The organism is Burkholderia perseverans, assembly GCF_022870505.1.
GTDB classification, from domain to species: Bacteria; Pseudomonadota; Gammaproteobacteria; order Burkholderiales; family Burkholderiaceae; genus Burkholderia; species Burkholderia plantarii.
Genome location: NZ_CP045093.1, coordinates 1977392 through 1996659, shown reverse-complemented (window position 1 = coordinate 1996659; position 19268 = coordinate 1977392). Strand labels below are relative to the sequence as shown.

The 19268-nt window shown below is 67.3% G+C and carries 9 protein-coding genes; 7 read left to right on the top strand and 2 right to left on the bottom strand.

Annotation, left to right across the window (positions count from 1 at the left end):
• Positions 1–125 precede the first annotated feature (125 nt).
• Positions 126–1049, bottom strand: a complete 924-nt coding sequence (locus BpN12_RS08205; RefSeq protein WP_246791945.1) for a LysR family transcriptional regulator — start codon at positions 1047–1049, stop codon at positions 126–128.
• A gap of 87 nt (positions 1050–1136) precedes the next feature.
• Between BpN12_RS08205 and BpN12_RS08200 the strand changes: the two genes are divergently transcribed.
• The 4 genes from BpN12_RS08200 to BpN12_RS08185 all read left to right on the top strand — a co-directional run bounded on the left by BpN12_RS08200 (position 1137) and on the right by BpN12_RS08185 (position 5655).
• Complete coding sequence (locus BpN12_RS08200) at positions 1137–2018, top strand: alpha/beta fold hydrolase (protein ID WP_246791944.1); 882 nt, start codon at positions 1137–1139, stop codon at positions 2016–2018.
• 60 nt (positions 2019–2078) lie between these two features.
• Entirely contained in the window at positions 2079–3488 is a 1410-nt protein-coding gene (gene leuC, locus BpN12_RS08195) for a 3-isopropylmalate dehydratase large subunit (protein ID WP_246791943.1), read from the top strand.
• Entirely contained in the window at positions 3485–4117 is a 633-nt protein-coding gene (leuD, locus tag BpN12_RS08190; RefSeq protein ID WP_246791942.1) for a 3-isopropylmalate dehydratase small subunit, read from the top strand. Before leuC ends, leuD begins: the two co-directional genes overlap by 4 nt.
• Before the next feature lie 134 nt (positions 4118–4251).
• Positions 4252–5655, top strand: a complete 1404-nt coding sequence (locus BpN12_RS08185; RefSeq protein WP_246791941.1) for a dicarboxylate/amino acid:cation symporter — start codon at positions 4252–4254, stop codon at positions 5653–5655.
• Between the two features lie 236 nt (positions 5656–5891).
• On the opposite strand, the gene BpN12_RS08180 is transcribed toward BpN12_RS08185, so the two are convergent.
• On the bottom strand, positions 5892–7292 hold the full coding sequence (locus tag BpN12_RS08180) for a DHA2 family efflux MFS transporter permease subunit (RefSeq protein WP_246791940.1): 1401 nt from the start codon (positions 7290–7292) through the stop codon (positions 5892–5894).
• 432 nt (positions 7293–7724) lie between these two features.
• Here BpN12_RS08180 and BpN12_RS08170 point away from each other — a divergent pair, with 432 nt between their 5' ends.
• The 3 genes from BpN12_RS08170 (at position 7725) to BpN12_RS08160 (ending at position 19229) form a co-directional block, all read left to right on the top strand.
• Positions 7725–8615, top strand: coding sequence for a hypothetical protein (locus BpN12_RS08170; protein WP_425306253.1), 891 nt, complete (start codon positions 7725–7727; stop codon positions 8613–8615).
• Positions 8616–9009: 394 nt separating this feature from the next.
• On the top strand, positions 9010–19008 hold the full coding sequence (locus BpN12_RS08165) for a hemagglutinin repeat-containing protein (protein ID WP_280529105.1): 9999 nt from the start codon (positions 9010–9012) through the stop codon (positions 19006–19008).
• Positions 19005–19229 carry a hypothetical protein gene (locus tag BpN12_RS08160; RefSeq protein WP_246791936.1) on the top strand — a complete coding sequence of 75 codons (225 nt, stop codon included), beginning with the start codon at positions 19005–19007 and terminating at the stop codon, positions 19227–19229. The genes BpN12_RS08165 and BpN12_RS08160 overlap by 4 nt, the downstream gene beginning before the upstream one ends.
• The last annotated feature ends 39 nt before the right edge of the window (positions 19230–19268 follow it).

Genomic DNA, 19268 nt, shown 5'->3' with positions numbered 1-19268 from the left:
TGTTGTTGTCTGCTCCGCGACAGTAAAGGGTCAGTTTGACGGCAGAGTGACTGTCGGCATCGCCCGGCGGCGAAGGCCGTCGCATCGGCCGGGCAGGCGGCTTGACAGGGTTTTTCGGCGATGAGTCAGCCGCCGCGCCGGCGCTCGGCCGGCACGCCGAGCAGCTGCGGCAGCCGCGTGCCGAGGAAGTCGATGAAGGTGCGCAGCCGCGCCGACAGCTGGTTGCGTTCGAGGTAGACCGCGTAGATGTCGGCGTTCGGCAGCGTCCAGTCGGCCAGCAGCGGCACCAGCGTGCCGTCGCGCAGCCGCGCGTCCACCTCCCAGCGCGATCGGATCGCGATGCCGTGGCCGTCGAGCGCCCACTTCAGCACGGCCGCGCCGTCGTTGCTGCTGAGCGGCCCGCGCACCTTGACGGTCTCCTCCTGGCTGCCGCGCGTGAAATGCCAGCTGCCGTAGGCCGAATCGTTCTCGCGCAGGATCAGGCAGGCGTGCTGCGCGAGTTCGCGCGGCGTGCGCGGCGTGCCGTGCCGCGCGAGGTAGGCGGGCGCCGCGCACACCACGCGGCGGTTGCGCACGATGCGCCGCGCGTTGATGCGCGCCTCGGGCACGTCGCCGAACCGGATGCCGACGTCGAACGCCTGCTCCTGCAGGCTCAGCGGCCGGTCGGTCAGCTGCAGCTGGATTTCCATCGACGGATGCTTCGCGACGAACTCCGAGATCGCCGTGGCCACCCAGGTGCGGCCGAAGCCGAACGAGGCGTTCACGCGCAGCAGCCCGGCCGGCTCGGCGCGGCTGCGGCTCACCAGCTGTTCCAGCTCGGCCAGTTCCGAGAGGATGCGCGAGCCGTTGTTGAGGTAGAGCTCGCCCTCGGTCGTCACGCTGATCTGCCGCGTGGTGCGGTTCAGCAGCCGCACGCCGAGCCGCTGCTCGATCTGCTTGAGCCGCTTGCTGACCGACGGCGGCGTCACGCCCAGCTCGCGCGCGGCCGCCGTGAGGCTGCCCTGGCGCACCACCAGCTCGAACAGCGCGAGATCGGAGATCGCGTCCATTGTTTCTCTCAAGTTAATACCGGTTTGCTTTCGCCGATACCATGGCGTTCAAGGCAGCAATTAGACTACAAAAAACACGGAGGAAACATGTTCGACGACTTCGCCCCGGTCAGCGTGGAGACCGACGACGGCATCACGATCCGCGCGCTGCGCGGCGGCAGCGGACCGGCGTTGTTGCTGCTGCACGGCCATCCGCAGACGCGCGCGATCTGGCATCGCGTGGCGCCCGTGCTGGCGCGCGAGTTCACGGTGGTGGCCGCCGACCTGCGCGGCTACGGCGACAGCGACAAGCCCGCCGGGCTGCCCGATCACGCGAACTACGCGAAGCGCCGGATGGCGCGGGACCAGGTCGAGCTGATGCGCGCGCTCGGTTTCGAACGCTTCGACGTGCTGGCGCACGATCGCGGCGCGCGCGTGGCGGTGCGCATGGCACTCGACCACCGGGAAGCGGTGCGCCGGCTCGTCACGCTCGACATTGCACCGACGCTGGCGATGTACGAGCAGACCTCGTTCGCGTTCGCGCGCGCCTACTGGCACTGGTTCTTCCTGGTGCGCCCGGCGCCGTTCCCCGAGACGCTGATCGCGGCCGATCCCGATCTCTACCTGAAGCAGACGATCGGCGCGCGCAGCGCGGGCCTCAAGCCGTTCACGCCCGAGGCCTACGCCGAGTACCTGCGCTGCCTGTCGGATCCGGCCACCGCGCACGGCATCTGCGAGGACTACCGCGCCTCGATCACGATCGACCTCGACCACGACCGCGCCGATCTCGCGGCCGGCGTGCGGATCGCCTGCCCGATGCTGGCGCTGTGGGGCGGCGACGGCGTGATCGGCCAATGCTTCGACCCGCTCGCCGAATGGCGCCGCTGGGCCGGCACCGTGACGGGCCGCGCGCTGCCGTGCGGCCACTACATTCCCGAGGAGGCGCCCGAGGCGCTGCTCGACGCCGCGCTGCCGTTCCTGCGCGGCTGAACCCGGCGCGGCCGCCTTTTCCCCTGATTTCCCACCATCACACGACAACGAGGTACCGGGATGGCAATCCGGACGCTGTACCAGAAGCTCGTCGATTCGCACACGGTCGCGCCTCTCGACGCCGACAACGTGCTGCTCTACGTCGACCTGCATCTGATGAACGAATACACGAGCCCGCAGGCGTTCGCCGGGCTCGACGCGAAGGGCCGCGCGGTGCGTCGGCCGAAGCAGCAGGTGGCGGTGGTCAGCCACATCATTCCGACCCATGCCGAGCGCCCGCGCGTGATCGCGGACGCGGCCTCGGCCACCCAGGCCAGCAACCTCGCGCGCAACTGCGAGCGCGCCGGCATCCGGCTGTTCGGCACCCAGGATCCCGACCAGGGCATCGAGCACGTGGTGGCGCCCGAGCACGGCTTCGTGCGGCCCGGCATGGTGATCCTGTGCGGCGACAGCCATACCACCACCTACGGCGCGCTGGGCGCGCTCGGCTTCGGCATCGGCACCTCCGAGGTCGAGCACGTGCTGGCCACGCAGACGCTGGTCTACCGGCTCGCGAAGACCATGCGGATCGTGGTGGACGGCGCGCTGCCCTACGGCACCTCGGCCAAGGATCTGGTGATCTGGCTGGTGGCCAGGCTCGGCGCGCAGGGCGCGCGCGGCTACGCGGTGGAATACGCGGGCAGCACCTTCGATGCGCTGAGCGCCGAGGCGCGCATGACGGTCTGCAACATGACGGTGGAGGCCGGCGCGCGCGCCGCGCTGATCGCGCCCGACGCGACCACGCTCGACTACGTGCGTGCCCACGTCGATCTCGACGATGCGCAGTGGCGGGCCGCCTGCGCCGACTGGGCCGAGCTGCACAGCGACGCCGGCGCCGCGTTCGATGCCGAGCACCGCTTCGCGGCGAGCGAGGTCGCGCCGTTCGTGACCTGGGGCACCAGCCCCGACCAGGCGATCGCGATCGACGCGACAGTGCCGGCCGCCGAGGACGAAGCGAGCCCGGCCGCGAGCGAATCGACACGCCGCGCGCTCGACTACATCGGCCTCGCGCCGCGCGCGCCGATCGCCGGCACGCCGATCGACCGCGTGTTCATCGGCTCCTGCACCAACGGCCGCATCGAGGACCTGCGCACCGTGGCCGCGATCGTGCGCGGTCGGCGCGTGGCGCCCGGCATCCGCGCGATGGTGGTGCCGGGCTCGGGGCGCGTGCGCCGCCAGGCGGAAGCCGAGGGCATCGCGCGCGTGCTGGTCGAGGCCGGCTTCGAATGGCGCGAACCCGGCTGCTCGATGTGCCTCGCGATGAACGACGACGTGCTCGCCGACGGCGAACGCTGCGCCTCCACCACCAACCGCAATTTCGAAGGGCGCCAGGGCCGCGGCGGCCGCACCCACCTGATGAGCCCCGCGATGGCCGCCGCCGCCGCGCTGACCGGCCGCCTGACCGACGTCCGAACCCTGGAGCTGACATGAGCCTGCTGACCGCCATCGAGGGCCGCGCGCTGCCGCTGCCGATCGACAACCTCGACACCGACCAGATCATGCCGAAGCAGTTCCTGCGCGGCATCGACAAGGCCGGGCTCGCGCCGGGGCTGCTCCATGACCTGCGTTTCGATGCCGGCGGCGCGCCGCGCGCGGACTCGGTGCTGAACGACGCGCGCCACGCCGGCGCGCGGGTGCTGATCGGCGGCGCGAACTTCGGCTGCGGCTCGAGCCGCGAGCACGCCGTGTGGGGGCTGCTGCAATACGGCTTCGCCGCCGTGATCGCGCCGAGCTTCGCCGAGATCTTCTATTCGAACGCGATGAACAACCGGCTGCTGCTGGTCACGCTCGCGCGCGACGAGGTGGACGCGCTCGCGGCCGAGGCCGTCGCGAATCCGGACGGTGTGCTGCACATCGACATCGAGCGGCGGCAAGTGGCGTCGCCGGCCGGGCGCCGCTTCGACTTCGCGCTCGGTGCGCGCCACCAGCGGATGGTGATCGAGGGCGTCGACACGATCGACCTGACGCTCGCGATGGCCGACCGGATCGACGCGTTCGAGCAGCGCCACCGAGCCTTGCGGCCGTGGGCGCAGCTCGACGCGATGCGCGCGACGGGCTGAGCCGCGCGCCGCCGGCGCCGCGTTTGATGCGTTCGATGCGAAGGCGGTGCCCGGCTGAATGTTCCGATTCCACGTCACTCGACCTCCCGGTCACAGGGAGGCGGGACGACTCACGCCTATTTTCTGGAGGAGACATGGCGACTCGCACGACTTCCGTGCCGCTCTGGCGGCATCTTTATCTGCAGGTGCTGGTGGCGATCGCGCTCGGCGTCGCGCTCGGGCACTTTGCGCCCAACGCGGCCGTCGCGCTGAAGCCGCTCGGCGACCTGTTCGTCCGGCTGATCCGGATGGTGATCGCGCCCGTGGTGTTCTGCGCGGTGGTGGCCGGCATCGCCAGCATGCGCGACATGAAGGCCGTGGGCCGCGCCGGCGGCAAGGCGCTGCTTTATTTCGAGCTGGTGTCGAGCGTCGCGCTCGGCTTCGGCCTGCTGATGGGACACCTGCTGCACCCCGGCGCCGGCTTCAACGTGTCGGTCGCCTCGCTCGACGCGTCGGCCGTGTCGGGCTACGTCTCGCGCGCCGCGCACGGCGAGGGCGTGGCCGGCTTCCTGATGCACGTGATTCCCGAGACGTTCGTCGGCGCGTTCACGCACGACGAGATCCTGCCCGTGCTGCTGATCGCGATGCTGTGCGGCTCGGCGCTATCGGTGCTCGGCGAGCGCGTGCGGCCGGTGGTGGAGGTGGTGGAGGGCGTGGCCGCGATGATGTTCCGGATCGTCGGCTTCATCACGCGCGTGGCGCCGCTCGGCGCGTTCGGCGCGATCGCGTTCACCGTCGGCAAGTTCGGCGTGGGCTCGCTGCTGCCGATGTTCAAGCTGGTGGCCTGCTTCTACCTCAGCGCCGCGCTGTTCGTGTTCGTCGTGCTCGGCGCGGTGGCGCGGCTCGCCGGCTTCAGCATCGTGCGCTTCCTCGTGTTCATCCGCGAGGAGCTGCTGATCGTGCTCGGCACCTCGACCTCGGAAAGCGCGCTGCCGCAGCTGATGCACAAGCTCGAGCGGCTCGGCTGCCGGCGCGGCGTGGTAGGGCTCGTGGTGCCCACCGGCTATTCGTTCAACCTCGACGGCACGAGCCTCTACATGACGCTCGCCGTGCTGTTCCTCGCGCAGGCCACCAACACGCCGCTCACGCTCACCCAGCAGCTGACGCTGCTGGCCGTCACGATGCTGACCTCGAAAGGCTCGGCGGCCGTGGTCGGCGCCGGCTTCGTGACGCTCGCGGCGAGCCTGTCGGTGGTGCCGACCGTGCCGGTGGCCGCGATGGTGCTGGTGCTCGGCATCGACCGCTTCATGTCCGAATGCCGCTCGATCACGAACCTGATCGGCAACGGCGTGGCCACCATCGTCGTGTGCGCGTGGGAGGGCGCGCTCGATCGCGAGCGGATGCGGGCCGCGCTGCATGGCGAGTTGGGTGAGCAGGACGGCGAGGCGGAGGAGAACGGCGAGGCGGATCGGCGCGCCGGCCTCGCGCCGCGCCGGACGGTCGACGCGAGGGAACGCATCGGCGGCCTGCCCGGCGAGGTCGCGCGCGACAGCCGCTGATGTGCGGGCAGGCGCGGGCGGTGACGGCTGGCCACCAGCAAGTGATGAACGGCGCTCGTGCCGTGCTCCGAAGTGGCTCCGGGATTTCCTGAAGTGACCGACTTGTGAGTTGCCGTTGACGCGCGAGCATGAGCAAGCGCTGGCCGTGCCGCGCGCGAGATTCATTCGCACGCTGCTCGCGCCGCGTTTGGACCCGATCGCGAGCCTTCCGAAGCCGAATCGCGCCTAAGCCGCCGTCAGCGCCCGCGCGCGAGCAACCGCTCGCCGGCGTTGCGCGGCAGCAGCAGGCTGTCGACCACGGCCAGCGCCGCGATCAGCGCGATCAGGCCGAACGCGAGATGGAAATCGGCGCTGCCCGGGTTGCCCTGCGGCGAGCCGTGGATGATGCCGGCCACCGACAGCGCGAGCGCGCCGATCGCGATGCCCATCCCCGCGTTCATTTGCTGCAGCACCGAGAACAGCGTCGTGGCGTGGCTCATCTGCGGCTGCGGCACGTCGGCGAAGCCGATCGTGTTCAGCGCCGTGAACTGCATCGAGCGCGTCATGCCGGTGGCGAACAGCAGCGCGCAGACCAGCCAGTGCGGCGTGTCGGCCGTCAGCGTCATGCAGGCCGCGAAACCGAGCGCCACCAGCACGCCGTTGCCGACCAGCACGCGGCGAAAGCCGAACGCATGCATGATGCGCGTGGTGGCCGGCTTCATCGCCAGATTGCCGGCGAACAGCCACAGCAGCAGCGTGCCGGCCTCCACCGCGTCGTAGCCGAACGCGAGCTGGAACATCAGCGGCAGCAGGAACGGCGCCGTGCCGATCGCGGTGCGAAACAGCGAGCCGCCCACGGCCGTGACGCGGAACGTGTCGATCGCGAGCGGCTCGAGGCCGAACAGCGGATGCTCGGCGCGCGCCAGATAGCGCGCCGAGACCAGCAGCAGCAGCACGCCGGCCGCGAGCATCGCGAACGCGATCGCGCGCGCCACGTCGGCGCGGCTCGCCGCTTCGAGACCCGCCATGAACAGGCCGAAGCCGAGCCCGGTGAGGATGAAGCCCGGCACGTCGAACGGCGCGCGCTTCGCCTCGCCGTTGCGCACCAGCGCCAGCGCCGCGGCCAGCGCGATCGCGCCGAGCGGCAGGTTCAGCAGGAAGATCCAGTGCCAGCTCCAGTGCGTGCTGATCCAGCCGCCCACGGGCGGGCCGAGGATCGGCGAGACCAGCGCGGGCCAGGTGAGGATCGCGATCGCGCGCACGATCTGCTCCTTCGGCGTGTTGCGCAACACCACCAGCCGGCCGACCGGCACCATCATCGCGCCGCCCAGGCCCTGCAGCGTGCGCGCCGCCGTGAACGCGGCCAGGCTGCCGCTCGCCGCGCACAGCAGCGACGACAGCGTGAACACCACGATCGCCGTCGCGAACACGCGGCGCGCGCCGAACCGGTCGGCCATCCAGCCGCTGATCGGAATGAACACCGTGAGCGCGACCAGATAGGCCGACACGCCGATCGACAGATGCGCGGCCGCCGTGCCGAAGTCACGCGCCATGGCCGGCAGCGCCGTCGCGATCACGGTGGCGTCGAGGTTCTCCATGAAGAACACGGCGGCGACGAGCAGCGCGGTGGCGGTACGGCGGTCGAGGGTGAGGCGCATGTCGGCGTGATGAAGTGGAGAAATCGAGCGGCAATGCGGCGGACGAGGTGCGGCCCGCGATGCCGGCGCGATGTGGAGCGGCAAGTATAACGGCAGCGTGAATCAGGCGTGGCGGGGTGTCGCGGGGACGCGGAGTGTCGGTCGAAAGGTGCGTGAGGCCGCGTGGTTCGGATTGGCGATCGGGTACCGCTTGATCGATAAGGAAATCGTGCTGAATCAGGGGTTTTATTGAATTGCGGAAGCCGGTGGCGCCGTCGATGGCGCTCCCTCCGACAAGCTCGTTCCCGCTTGACAGACGCCGGGTCGCATTGACCCGAAAAATTCGCTCGTGCTATTAACGCGTCGCTGGCGGCAGGCCATCGTCAGTGATGTGAAAACTATTTCTAAAAACCATTTTCTCGGTGATATCGAGAAAAACCGCAGATCGATTCTATGAAAAAATCCACTCGCGCTTTCCAGTTCGTTTCCACCATATTCGCCATTGCGGTGCTTTCGGCGTGCGGCGGCGGCGACGATGCCGGTACGCCGGCTGCGGCATCGGCTGCTTCCACACCCGCGGTACCCGCGCCGGCATCGTCCACGCCGGCGGCTTCGACGCCGCCCGCCGCGCAGGCAGCATGCCGGCCCAGCGGCAACTTCACCTACTCGGGATCTGCCTCGCAGATCGCGGCGAACGACGGCCAACTCGCCGTGGTGGTCGTGCCGAGCCTGCCGCAAGCCTATTCGAAAGGCCGCAACATGACGGCGCCGAACGCGCCCGCATCGAGCCAGGTGCAGCAGCCGAGCGGCGCGTTCACGACGCTCGCCTCGTCGGCTGCGGCATCGGACTGCCTCGGGATGGACCACGGGGTGGTGTCGGAGATCCAGAGCGTCGGCACCGACGTGGCGATCGGCCGATGGAATCAGGCAATGGACACGGACGAAAATACCTACACCATGATGCAGGGCGTCCACTACGCGGTCGGTACGCCGCTGGCTCTGTCCGCGAAAAGCGGCACGCTCGCCTGCACGCAGCTGATCGCCGATACGGTGGCGAACGGCGCCGGCGGCGTCGCCGGCACGCTCGCCGCCAGCTCGGCCACGCTCGATCTTGGCGCGGGCACGCTCGACAACCTGAACCTGTCGATCAACCTCATGGACACGCCCTACACGTTCACGAGTACGCAGACGCCGTTGAACGGCGCTGCGACGAGCGGGAAACTGACGGTCCAGTCGGTGGTGGTAGGCCATGACGCGACGCAGCCGTTGATCGCCGTCGGCTATTCGGCCACGCTATCGAACACGCTGGAAATCGGCGGCGTCGTGGTGCTGTCGTGCAAGTGATCGAGCGCGACTGAGTTTGAATGGCCGGTGCAAGGTACTCCTTGACGGGCAGGACGCAACCGGCCGATAAGAACGACGCATCCCCGACGCAAAACCGGCGGCCTAATCGGTCGCCGGTTTCATGTCAAGCACCCACTACCGCGCCGCGGTCGCAGATCCCACGGATAATTCCGATAATTCGAATTGCAAACTAAAATTGCAGCCGGCATTCTCCCATTTATTCGATCCCGTGTTGTAGGCAACGCACCCGGTGCGCGTCGATCAGACGCGCGTGTAATTGCGATTGATTAGCAGGCCATCAAACAACCATCAATTAGCGAGCCAGGCTCCCCGGCATTTCTGTAATTTTTTGAGTTGATGAGTCAACCACAGGCGCAGGCCGCGCCGATGAAAAATGAACAGAAATGCATATCGCCGGGTTTATTCCCGGCTCAGGGGCATGGTGATGGCCGTTGCGGAAACGGCCACCGCCCGGGGGAAATCCGCGAGCGGCGAGACGCGCGCGGGCTGTCGCGCATCGCTGCATCTCGTGCTGGCCGTCGCAGCCGCGATCCCCGGCGGCGTCTACGCACAGATCAGCGGCGCCGGACCGCATGCACCGCAGGTGGTCCGGACACCGAACGGCCTGCCGCAGGTGAATATCAACCGACCCGGCGGCGCCGGCGTGTCGATCAACACCTATAACCGCTTCGACGTGCAGCGCGCCGGCGCGATCCTGAACAACTCGGCCACGATGGTCGAGACGCGTCAGGCCGGCTGGATCAACGGCAATCCGAACTTCGGGCCGAACGATGCGGCGCGCATCATCGTCAATCAGGTCAACAGTCCGAATCCCTCGCAACTGCGCGGCATGCTGGAAATCGCCGGCCCCAGGGCGGAGCTCGTGCTGGCGAATCCGTCCGGCATCTATCTCGACGGCGCTGGCTTCATCAATACCAGCCGTGCGACGCTGACCACCGGCGCGCCGTTCTATGGGCCGGACGGCTCGCTGGCCGGCTATCAGGTCGATCGCGGGCTCGTCACGGTGGCGGGCGCGGGCCTCAACGCCGCGACCGACACCGATCAGGTCGACCTCATCGCTCGCGCGGTCAAGGTCAACGCGGCGCTGTATGCCCGGCGGCTCGACGTGGTGGCGGGCGCGAACCGCGTCGAGCATGACACGCTCGCGGCGACGCCGACCAGGAGCAGCGGCGAGACGCCGGCGGTCGCGATCGACGTGGCGCAGCTGGGCGGCATGTATGCCGACCGGATGTTCCTGGTCGGTAATTCAGCCGGCGTCGGGGTGGCCAATGCCGGCACGATCGAGGCGCGGGCGGGCGATCTGCATCTGCAGTCCGACGGGCGGCTGGTGTTGACCGGCCGGACCAACGCGAGCGGCAGCATGATGCTGGCGGCCGCCGGCGGCGTTCAGAACGACGGCACCACCTATGCCAGACAGTCGGTGACGCTCGATACCGACGCGGATCTGAGCAACGACGGCAAGCTGGCCGCCTGGCAGGACGTGACGGTGAAGGCCGGCAGCGTGGCCTCGGCGGGCTCGCTTGGCGCGGGCCTGGACGATGCCGGTGCGGTGGTCAATGGCGGCGTGCTGAAGGTCACGGCGCAGGGCCGGCTGAATTCGACAGGCGTGGTCACGGCGGGCGGCGATGCGACCTTCAGCGGCGCCGATGCGAAGTTCGCCGGTCATACCGTGGCCGACGGTGCGCTGTCGCTCGCCGCGACGCGCGGCGACCTCGACCTGTCCGACGGCACCACCAGCGCGGGACGCACGCTGTCCGTGAACGCGGCGGGCACCGTGCGCAACGATCACGGCAGCCTGTCGAGCGGCGGTGCCGCGACGCTGGCCGGCGGCGCGCTTTCGAACCATGGCGGCAAGGTGTCGTCGCAGGGCGCGCTATCGCTGGAAACGACTGGCCGCCTCGACAATGACGACGGCGAACTGGCGTCGAAGCGGACCGTCGAGCTGCACGGCGCGGCGCTTACGAACCGGCGCGGCCTGGTGGAGGGGGCAGCCGGCACCACCGTCGCCGGCGCCTCGCTCGACAACACGGCGGGCCGGATCGCCTCGCTCAGCGGCGACGGCATGAAGGTGGCGATCGACGGCCGGCTCGTCAATGCCCCGGGGACGACCGCGGGCGGCGCGCCCGGCGGCGTGATCACCGGCAACGGCGACGTGAGCGTGCAGGGCGGCGAGTTCATCAATCGCGGCGCCGTGACCGCCGCAGGCGACCTCGATGTCACCGGCGGCTCGGCCGACAACGACGGCGGCAGCCTGAGGGCCGTGCGCAAGCTCACGCTCGATTCGGGTACCCACCTGAGCAACGCCGGCGGCTCGATCATCGGCCAGACGGCGCAGCTGAGCGGCGCGACGCTCGACAACAGCGGCGGCACGGTGCAGGCCGACCAGGTGGCGCTGGATACCGAACGGCTCGTCAACCACGGCGGCACGATCACGCAGACCGGCAGCGGTGCGACGCACATCGACGTGACCGGAAAGATCGACAACACCGACGGCGGCAAGCTGGAGACCAATAGCGCCGACTTGAAGCTCGGTGCACCTGAACTCGACAATTCCGGCGGCACCATCAAGCACGGCGGCGCCGGCACGCTGACGCTCGGCGCTCCCGACGGCACCGTCCGAAACGTCGGCGGCGAGGTGACGAGCGAGGGCCGCGTGCTTGCGCAGGCGGGCGACTTCGACAACTCGCGCGGCTTCGTGAGCGGCAAGAGCGGCTTGCAGGCCATGATCGGCGGCACGCTCGAGAATACCGCCGGCAAGCTGCTCTCGAACGGCGCGCTCGACATCGGCGCGGCAACGCTCACGAACGACGCCGATGGCCTGATCGATACGCTGGCCGGCAGCACGCTCCACGTCGACACGCTGCACAACAGCGGCCAGATCACCGCCGGACAGGCGGCCGAGATCCACGCGAGCTCGCTCGGCAACGACGGCGGCACGATCCAGGCCGCGCAACTCGATCTGAGCGCCGACGACTTGTCGAACCACGGTGGCATGATCACGCAGACCGGCACGGCGGCGATGCGCGTGGACGTGAGCGGCACGCTCGACAATTCGCGGCATGGGGAAATCCAGACGCGCGCGACTAACCTGAAGCTCGCCCCGGCGCAACTCGTCAATGACGGCGGCACACTGAAGCATCTGGGCGCCGGTACGCTCACGCTCGGCGACGGCACCGGCAAAATCAACAACGTGGACGGCGCGATCCTCAGCAACGGTGCGGTGGACGTGCGGGCGAGCGGCTTCGACAACACTGGAGGGGACGTGAGCGGCCATGGCGGGCTGACCGCCGCGATCGGCGGCCAGCTCGACAACAGCCAAGGCCAGTTGATGTCCGGTGCCGCGCTCGGCCTGACCAGCGTGTCGCTGAAGAACGATGGAGGCGTACTCGGCGCCAGCACGCGCATGACGCTGCGCAGCGACTCGTTGAGCAACCATGGCGGCACGATTTCAGCGCCGGATCTGGCGGCCACCGTCAAGGCACTGCTGGACAACGATGCGGGCAATCTCGAAGCCAACCAGCTCGTGCTCACGGCGCGGAACCTGAGCAACCGCGGCGGCACGATCTCGCAATGGCACGATGCGCCGATTTCGATCGACGTGAGCGGCCGGTTCGACAACTCGACCGGCGGCCGGCTTCAGACCAACAGCACCGATTTCACGCTGACCCCGGCTGAACTCGACAACGCCGGCGGCACCATCACGCACGGCGGCGCCGGCACGTTGACACTCACCCCGGGCGAGGGCGGCAGCACGCTGGACAACGCGTCGGGCACGATCGTGACGGCCGGACGCGCCGTGGTCCACGCCGGCGGCTGGAACAACGCGAGCGGTATCCTCTCGGCCGCGCGTGACATCGACGCCAAGCTTGCCGGCGACGTCGACAACACGAACGGTCTGCTGCGCTCGAACACCGGCTTGTCGTTCGTGAGTGAAGGCGCTTTGCTGAACCGCGGCGGCCGCCTCCAGGCCGGGCAAGTCGGCGGCGCGGACAGCACGCTTGACGTGCGGGCTGCATCGATCGACAACGCGAACGGCGCGATCGTCGGCCTTGGCACCGGCAAGACGAGCGTCCACGGCGGCAGCCGAATCGCCAACAGCCATGCCGGCGGCGTGGCCGACACCGGCGTCATTACCGGCAACGGCGACGTGACGGTGGAGGCCGCCGCGATCGACAACACCGAGGGTGGCCAGATCAGCGGTGCCGCGCTGCATGTGCGCGGCGACACGCTCGACAACCGCGGCGGCCATATCAGCAATATCACGACCGCGCATGGCGACACGGATGTGACCGTCGCCGGCGCGATCACCAACACCAATGGCCAGATCGGCTCGACGCACGACCTGACGCTCTCGGCCGCCGCGCTGCAAGGCGGTGGTCAGTACGGCGCGCAGCATGACGCGATGCTGCATCTGAGCGGCGACTACACGACCAGCGCCGATACCCACTTCGACGTCGGCCACGATCTCGGCTTCACGCTGCCCGGTACGTTCACGAATCGCTCCACGCTGCAGTCCGTGCATGACCTCGGTATCGAGGCCGGCAATGTCGTCAACGCGGGCGCTATCACGGCCGGTGGGCTGCTGCACACGAAGTCGTCCAACCTGACCAACAGCGGCGCGCTGGTGGGCGCGAGCGTCTCGCTCGAGGCCACCGACACGGTGTCGAACCTCGGTCCGACGGCGCTGATCGGCGGGTCCGAGCGCAACGGCGCGCTGGAGATCCTCGCGAAACATATCGAGAATCGCGACGACACCACCAGCGGCGACACGATGGCGCAAACGGCGATCTTCGGCATGGGCAAGGTCGTGCTGGCCGGTGGCAAGGATACGAGCGGCCATTACACGAATGCCGTCTTGATCAACAACGCGTCGGCGCTGATCCAGTCCGGCGGCGATATGGAATTGCACGCCGACCAGATCACGAATACGCGGCGGGTGATGCGGACGTCGACCACGCCGACTTCGGTCGATCCGGCCGTACTCGAGCGCTTGGGGATCAGCATGAGCGGCTGCGCCGCCAACTATGAGGTGGCGTGTCATGGCCAGAACGCCCCTCGAACCCTACTCACTCGCGATCCTAACAATCCTGATTACGACCCCGCTGTCGTCATCGCCAAGTTGAAAACCCACCCCGGCGGCATGTTCACCATTCCACCGAACGATGGGCAATGGAACAGCTACTACCAATACACGACGTATACCGGCACGGCAGTCGCCAATACGGTAACGGCGATGAGTCCCGCTGGGCAGATCGTGTCGGGCAGCGGAATCGACGTATCGTCGGTCAGCAAGCTGCAGAACCACTGGAGCCATATTGCGGCAGTTGGCGAGATCGCCATGCCGAAGCACTACGACAGTGATGGCTGGGCCGCTTCCGGTCAGTCGGCCCCCGTCGTGACCGTGACCTACTCCGGCCAATATCACTACAACAACTATGACGACACCGAGCATAACTGGCAGTTGCCGTTTGGAAATGCACCGTTTGTCGGCAAGAGGCCCGGAGGCTATGCGCAGGCCGCACCCGCCGATGTCAAAACGTACCGGCTGCCGGGCTACGAGGCGACGCTCGATGCGCGAGGCGAGCTTACCGGCACCGGCGTCGATATCCACAACACGGCCGCCAATGCAGCGCTGCCGTCACTCGGCCTGCTTCCCGGTCAGGCCGTGCCGGGCTTGACGAGCGGCCCCGTGTCGGGTTCGACGATCGGTAGCCGCACCGCTGAGGGAGCGGGGGCGATTTCCGGTGTGGTCGGCATGACCGGCGCGCAGTCTGTCACGGTGCGGGGCAAGTCGTTCGAGCCGGTTCCGTCGGCCATTGCCAGCGCGACGGCAGTGGACGTGCTCACTCACCTCTCCATCCCGCAGGGCGGCCTGTACCGGCCCACCACGGTGCCGGGCGCGAGCTACGTGATCGAAACGAATCCGGCGTTCACGAGCCGGCAGCGGTTTCTGTCGAGCGACTATTTCTTCGACCAGATCGGCGTGGATCTGACTCACATTCCCAAGCGCCTCGGCGACGGGTTCTACGAGCAGCAACTGGTTCGCAACGAGATCACCTCGCTGACCGGCAAGGCCGTGCTCGGGCCCTACACCGATATGCAGCAGATGTATCAAGGAATGATGCAGGCTGGCGCGAATCTGTCGAAGTCGCTCGATTTGCCGGTTGGCGCGAGCCTGTCGGCCGATCAGGTGTCGGAGCTGACCGGCAACGTCGTGATGATGGAAACGCGCGTGGTGGACGGGCAGTCGGTGCTGGTGCCGGTCGTGTATCTGGCCAAGGGGAGCCAGGCGAACTGGGATGGGCCGCTGATTCATGCGGGCAGCGTCGATCTGAAGGACACCAAGGCGTTCGAGAACAGCGGCACGATCCAGGCCGACGAGACGCTGGCGATTCAGGGCAGGCAGATCGACAACGCGTTCGGCGCGCTGCGAAGCGGTGGCCTGATGTCGCTGGAAACCGAGAACGATATCGACCTGAGCTCGGCGAACGTGAAGGCTGGCAGTCTGGCACTGGACGCCGGCAAGAACCTGATCCTCGATACCGCGACCCGGACCGAGCGGCGCGTGAGCCGCGATGGCGCGACGAGCGTGGTGACCACGCTCGGGCCAACCGCCAGCCTGGACGTGGCGGGCGACGCGGCGATCGTCACCGGAGGAGATTTCCAGCAGAACGCGGGCAATCTGAACGTGGGCGGCACGCTCGGCATGCAGGTGGGCGGCGATTGGGACCTGGGCGCGGTGCGTACCGGCGAACACAAGATCGTGCAGCGTGCCAACGGTGTATCCGATACCGACGTCAACGCGATGACGGGCAGCACGGTGTCGGTGGGCGGGGTTGCCGACATCGCGGTGGGCGGCGATCTGACGGCGCATGGAGCGCGGCTGGCGCTCGACCAGGGCGGCACCGTTGCCGCGAAGGGCAACCTGTCGCTCGATGTGGCCAGCGCGACCACGGAGGTCCAGAGCAACGGCTCAGGCGACGAAGGCAGGCGCAGCTACGCGTCGGACCAGCATACGGTCGATCAGACCTTGACGGGTACCTCGCTGGAGAGTGGCAACATCGTCAATCTCGTGTCGGGCAAGCAACTGGCGGTACGCGGCAGCACGATCCATCTCGACAAGGGCAATGCGAACCTGACCGCCGTTGATGGCGTGATGATCGATGCGGCGAGCAAGCGGCGCGAGGTGCATGGGCACGAAACGCATAGCCACGGCATGGTGGTGAGCAGCTCAAACGTGGCAAGCGGGATCGACGAGACGGCGACTTACAACCAGGGCAGCACGATTTCGGCCGACGGAGTGAGGATCACCAGCGGGCGCGACATCCATGTGGGCGGCAGCGACATCGTGGGCACCGACGGTGTCGCGATGAAGGCCGCGCGGCACATCGATATCACCACGTCGCAGGATACCGTGCAGTCGTCCACGTACTACGACAAGCGCGAGGCCGGGCTGCTTTCCAACGGCGGCCTGTCGTTTTCGATCGGCTCACGCTCGATGTCGGACCGGCAGCAGGCGGAGTCGGTCACGAATCACGGCAGTGCGATCGGCGCCTTGAACGGCAACCTGACCATCGAGGCCGGCGACACGGTGCATGCGACGGGCGCGATCCTGCACGCCGGGCGCGACACGCTGGTGACGGGCAGGAAGGTCACGCTCGATGCCGCGCAGGACACCGGGAATCAGGCTTCGCAGCAGCAATACCGGCAGTCGGGCATGACACTCGGGTTGACCAATCCGGTGGTGTCGATGGTGCAGACCGCCACGCAGATGGTGAACGCTGCGCAGAGCGTGGGTGGCGATCCTCGGCTTGTCGCGCTCGCGGCGGCAACCACGGGTCTGGCCGCAAAGAACACCTACGACGCACTGAAGTCGGTGGGCGGCGACCCGATGAAGGCGGCGACGAGCGTGGGGATCAACATCTCCGTGGGTGCGAGCAAGAGCGACAGCCAGATGCGGGGGCAGTCGAGCACGGCGCTCGTCACCGGCGTGTCGGCCGGGCGGAACCTGGTGATCAAGGCAACCGGCGCGGGCGAGGACAGCAATATCGACGCGATCGGCAGCACGATATCGGCGGGCAACGACACGACCTTGCACGCCGACGGGAAAGTGAATCTGCAGGCGGCCCAAGACACCAGCAGCCTCCATTCGAATGACAGCGGGGCGAGCGCGGGGCTGGGCGTAACGATCGGGGTGGGCTCGCAGAGCGGCATCGCGTTCACGGCCAGTGCATCGGGCAACCGCGGGCATGCCACGGGAGATTCCACGACCTGGACGAACACGCAGGTCGTGGCGGGCCATAAGTTCACGCTCGAATCGGGCGGCGATACCAATTTGAACGGCGCCGTGGTGTCGGGCCAGCAGGTGGTGGGGAAGATAGGCGGCAAGCTGAATATCGAGAGCTTGCAGGATCTGGATCATTACGATTCGAAGGAGCAGGGCGCGGGGTTCGGGGTGAGCATCTGCGTGCCGCCGATTTGTGGTGGCAACTCGAGCGTGACGGCGAGCCTCGAACAGATGAAGATGCGCAGCAACTATGCTGCAGTGGGCGAGCAATCGGGCATCCGGGCTGGCGATGGCGGCTTCCAGATCGACGTGAAGGGTGCGACGCATCTGAAAGGCGGGGTGATCGCAAGCAGCGACAAGGCTGTGCGGGACGGCGTGAACCGTCTGACGACAGCGGCGCTGACGCACGAAGACATCCAGAATCACGCGGCGTATGACGCATCGAAAGTGGCGCTGAGCGGCGGGTACAGCTTCGGCGGCGGTTCGCCTAGCAAGAACGACAACAAGGACAAGGGTGGGCAACCCAGCCGGACGAGCGGTATCGGGCGAGACCAGAAAGGCCGTGTCGATAACGTGAACCCGGTGCCGACCACGAGTGTGCCGAGCGAAGGTGGATTCGTGGCGGCGCCGCCAGTGATGCTGAGCGCGTCGGGCAATGCGGACACGACGACGAGAAGCGCGATCAGCGGCGGTGCCATCCAGATCACCGACGAGGCTGCGCAGCAGCAGTTGACGGGCCAGACGGGGACGGAGGCGGCGGCGAGTATCAGCCGCGATACGTCGGATACGGGTGGAGCGCTGGCGCCGATCTTCGACAAGGACAAGATCCAGGCCGGGTTCGATATTGCGGGGCAGTTCATCAATCAGGTTGGGACGTTTGTCGCAAACAAGACGAGCGAGATCGATGCGCTTCGCGAGAAAGCGGGCGATCCGCAGGCGAAGGATGCAGACGGTAATCCGCTGACGGAGGTGCAGCGTCAGCAGATGCTCGCGCAGGCCAACGATATCGAGCAGACGTGGGGGCCGGGAAAGCCGGGTCGTCAGATCGTGACGGCGTTGACGGCGGCGGCTGGCGGGAATGTGACGGGAGGCGCGGGCCAGTTTGCGGCGAATGCGACGATCGGGTATGTGCAGGGTCTTGCCGCGAACAAGGTCAAGGCGCTGGCGGCTTCGCTTGGACGTGGGACGCCGGAAGCGGAGTCGGCGCGGGCGGCGCTGCATGCGATCGCCGGATGCGCCGGGGCGGCGGCGGGTAGCCAGAGCTGTGGTGCGGGGGCGATGGGGGCGGCGGCGAGTTCGCTGATCGGCTCGGTGCTGGGATCGACGCAGGGGTTGACGGAGCAGGCGCGGCAGGCGCGGGTCGATCTGGTGAGCAGTGTGGTGGCGGGGATCGCGGCGTCGGGTGGGCTGGATGCGGCGGCGGCCGGGAATGCGGCGAAGATCGAAGGGGAGAATAATCAAGTAGCGCCGCTGCCGTTGCCGGGTGTGGGGATGGCGGGTGGGGCGTCACAGGATCTGCCGCCGGGGATCCCGGGGTATAAGGGGGAAGAGCGGCGCAAAGGCGATGGAGTAATCGCGGATCCGGCGACGGAGCTGGATCCGGGGGCGAAGGCGGGGGCGTTGGTGACGCCGTTGCCTGGACCGAGGGCGGTTGAGGCGTTGATAACGGCTTCGCCTCCGAGCAAAATCAAGCAGTTGGTGGAGTCCGTCGTCAACGCGATAGTTGGAGGCGGAGACAAATTTGAAACGCTTGCTGGTAAAAGTATCAGAGAACTCTCCGATGCAGCGAAACTTCCTGACGCATCTGATAAGTCGGGCGAGCTGAGTGCTGCTGGGCGTGCATTGCAAAAACACGGTGGGCGAGAGAGTAGCGCTTTTCCATCAGTCAAGGGAAACCCAGCAGCAATCAATGAGCAGGGGCAAAAGATCGTTGATGGAATTTTAAATGATCCAGGGCGTTCCATAGTGCAGCGAGAAACAGGGCGTTTTGGGAATGTGATTGACGTCATCGCATCTGATGGTCGTGGAGTTCGCTATAGTTACGATGGTAAATTTATTACTTTTTTGGAGCCAAAGGGAAAATGAGAAAACTGGAAGCAATGGTTACGAGTCCTCCGGACAGGCAAAATATTGTTTTCGAGATATGGTTTGATGATCGGGAGGTGGCTGAAATATCGAAAGAGCCGGGGCGAGGTTACGAAATAGAAATATATGCGAGAGCAGAGAATGGGGTTTGGTCTTTTGATTTGGATGAGTTTAAAAGTATATTGGAGCGTGGAGTTAAGGAGCTTTCCGATAATTTATGATTTTGTTTCGTTAATTGTAGTTAAGTTTGATGTGTGATG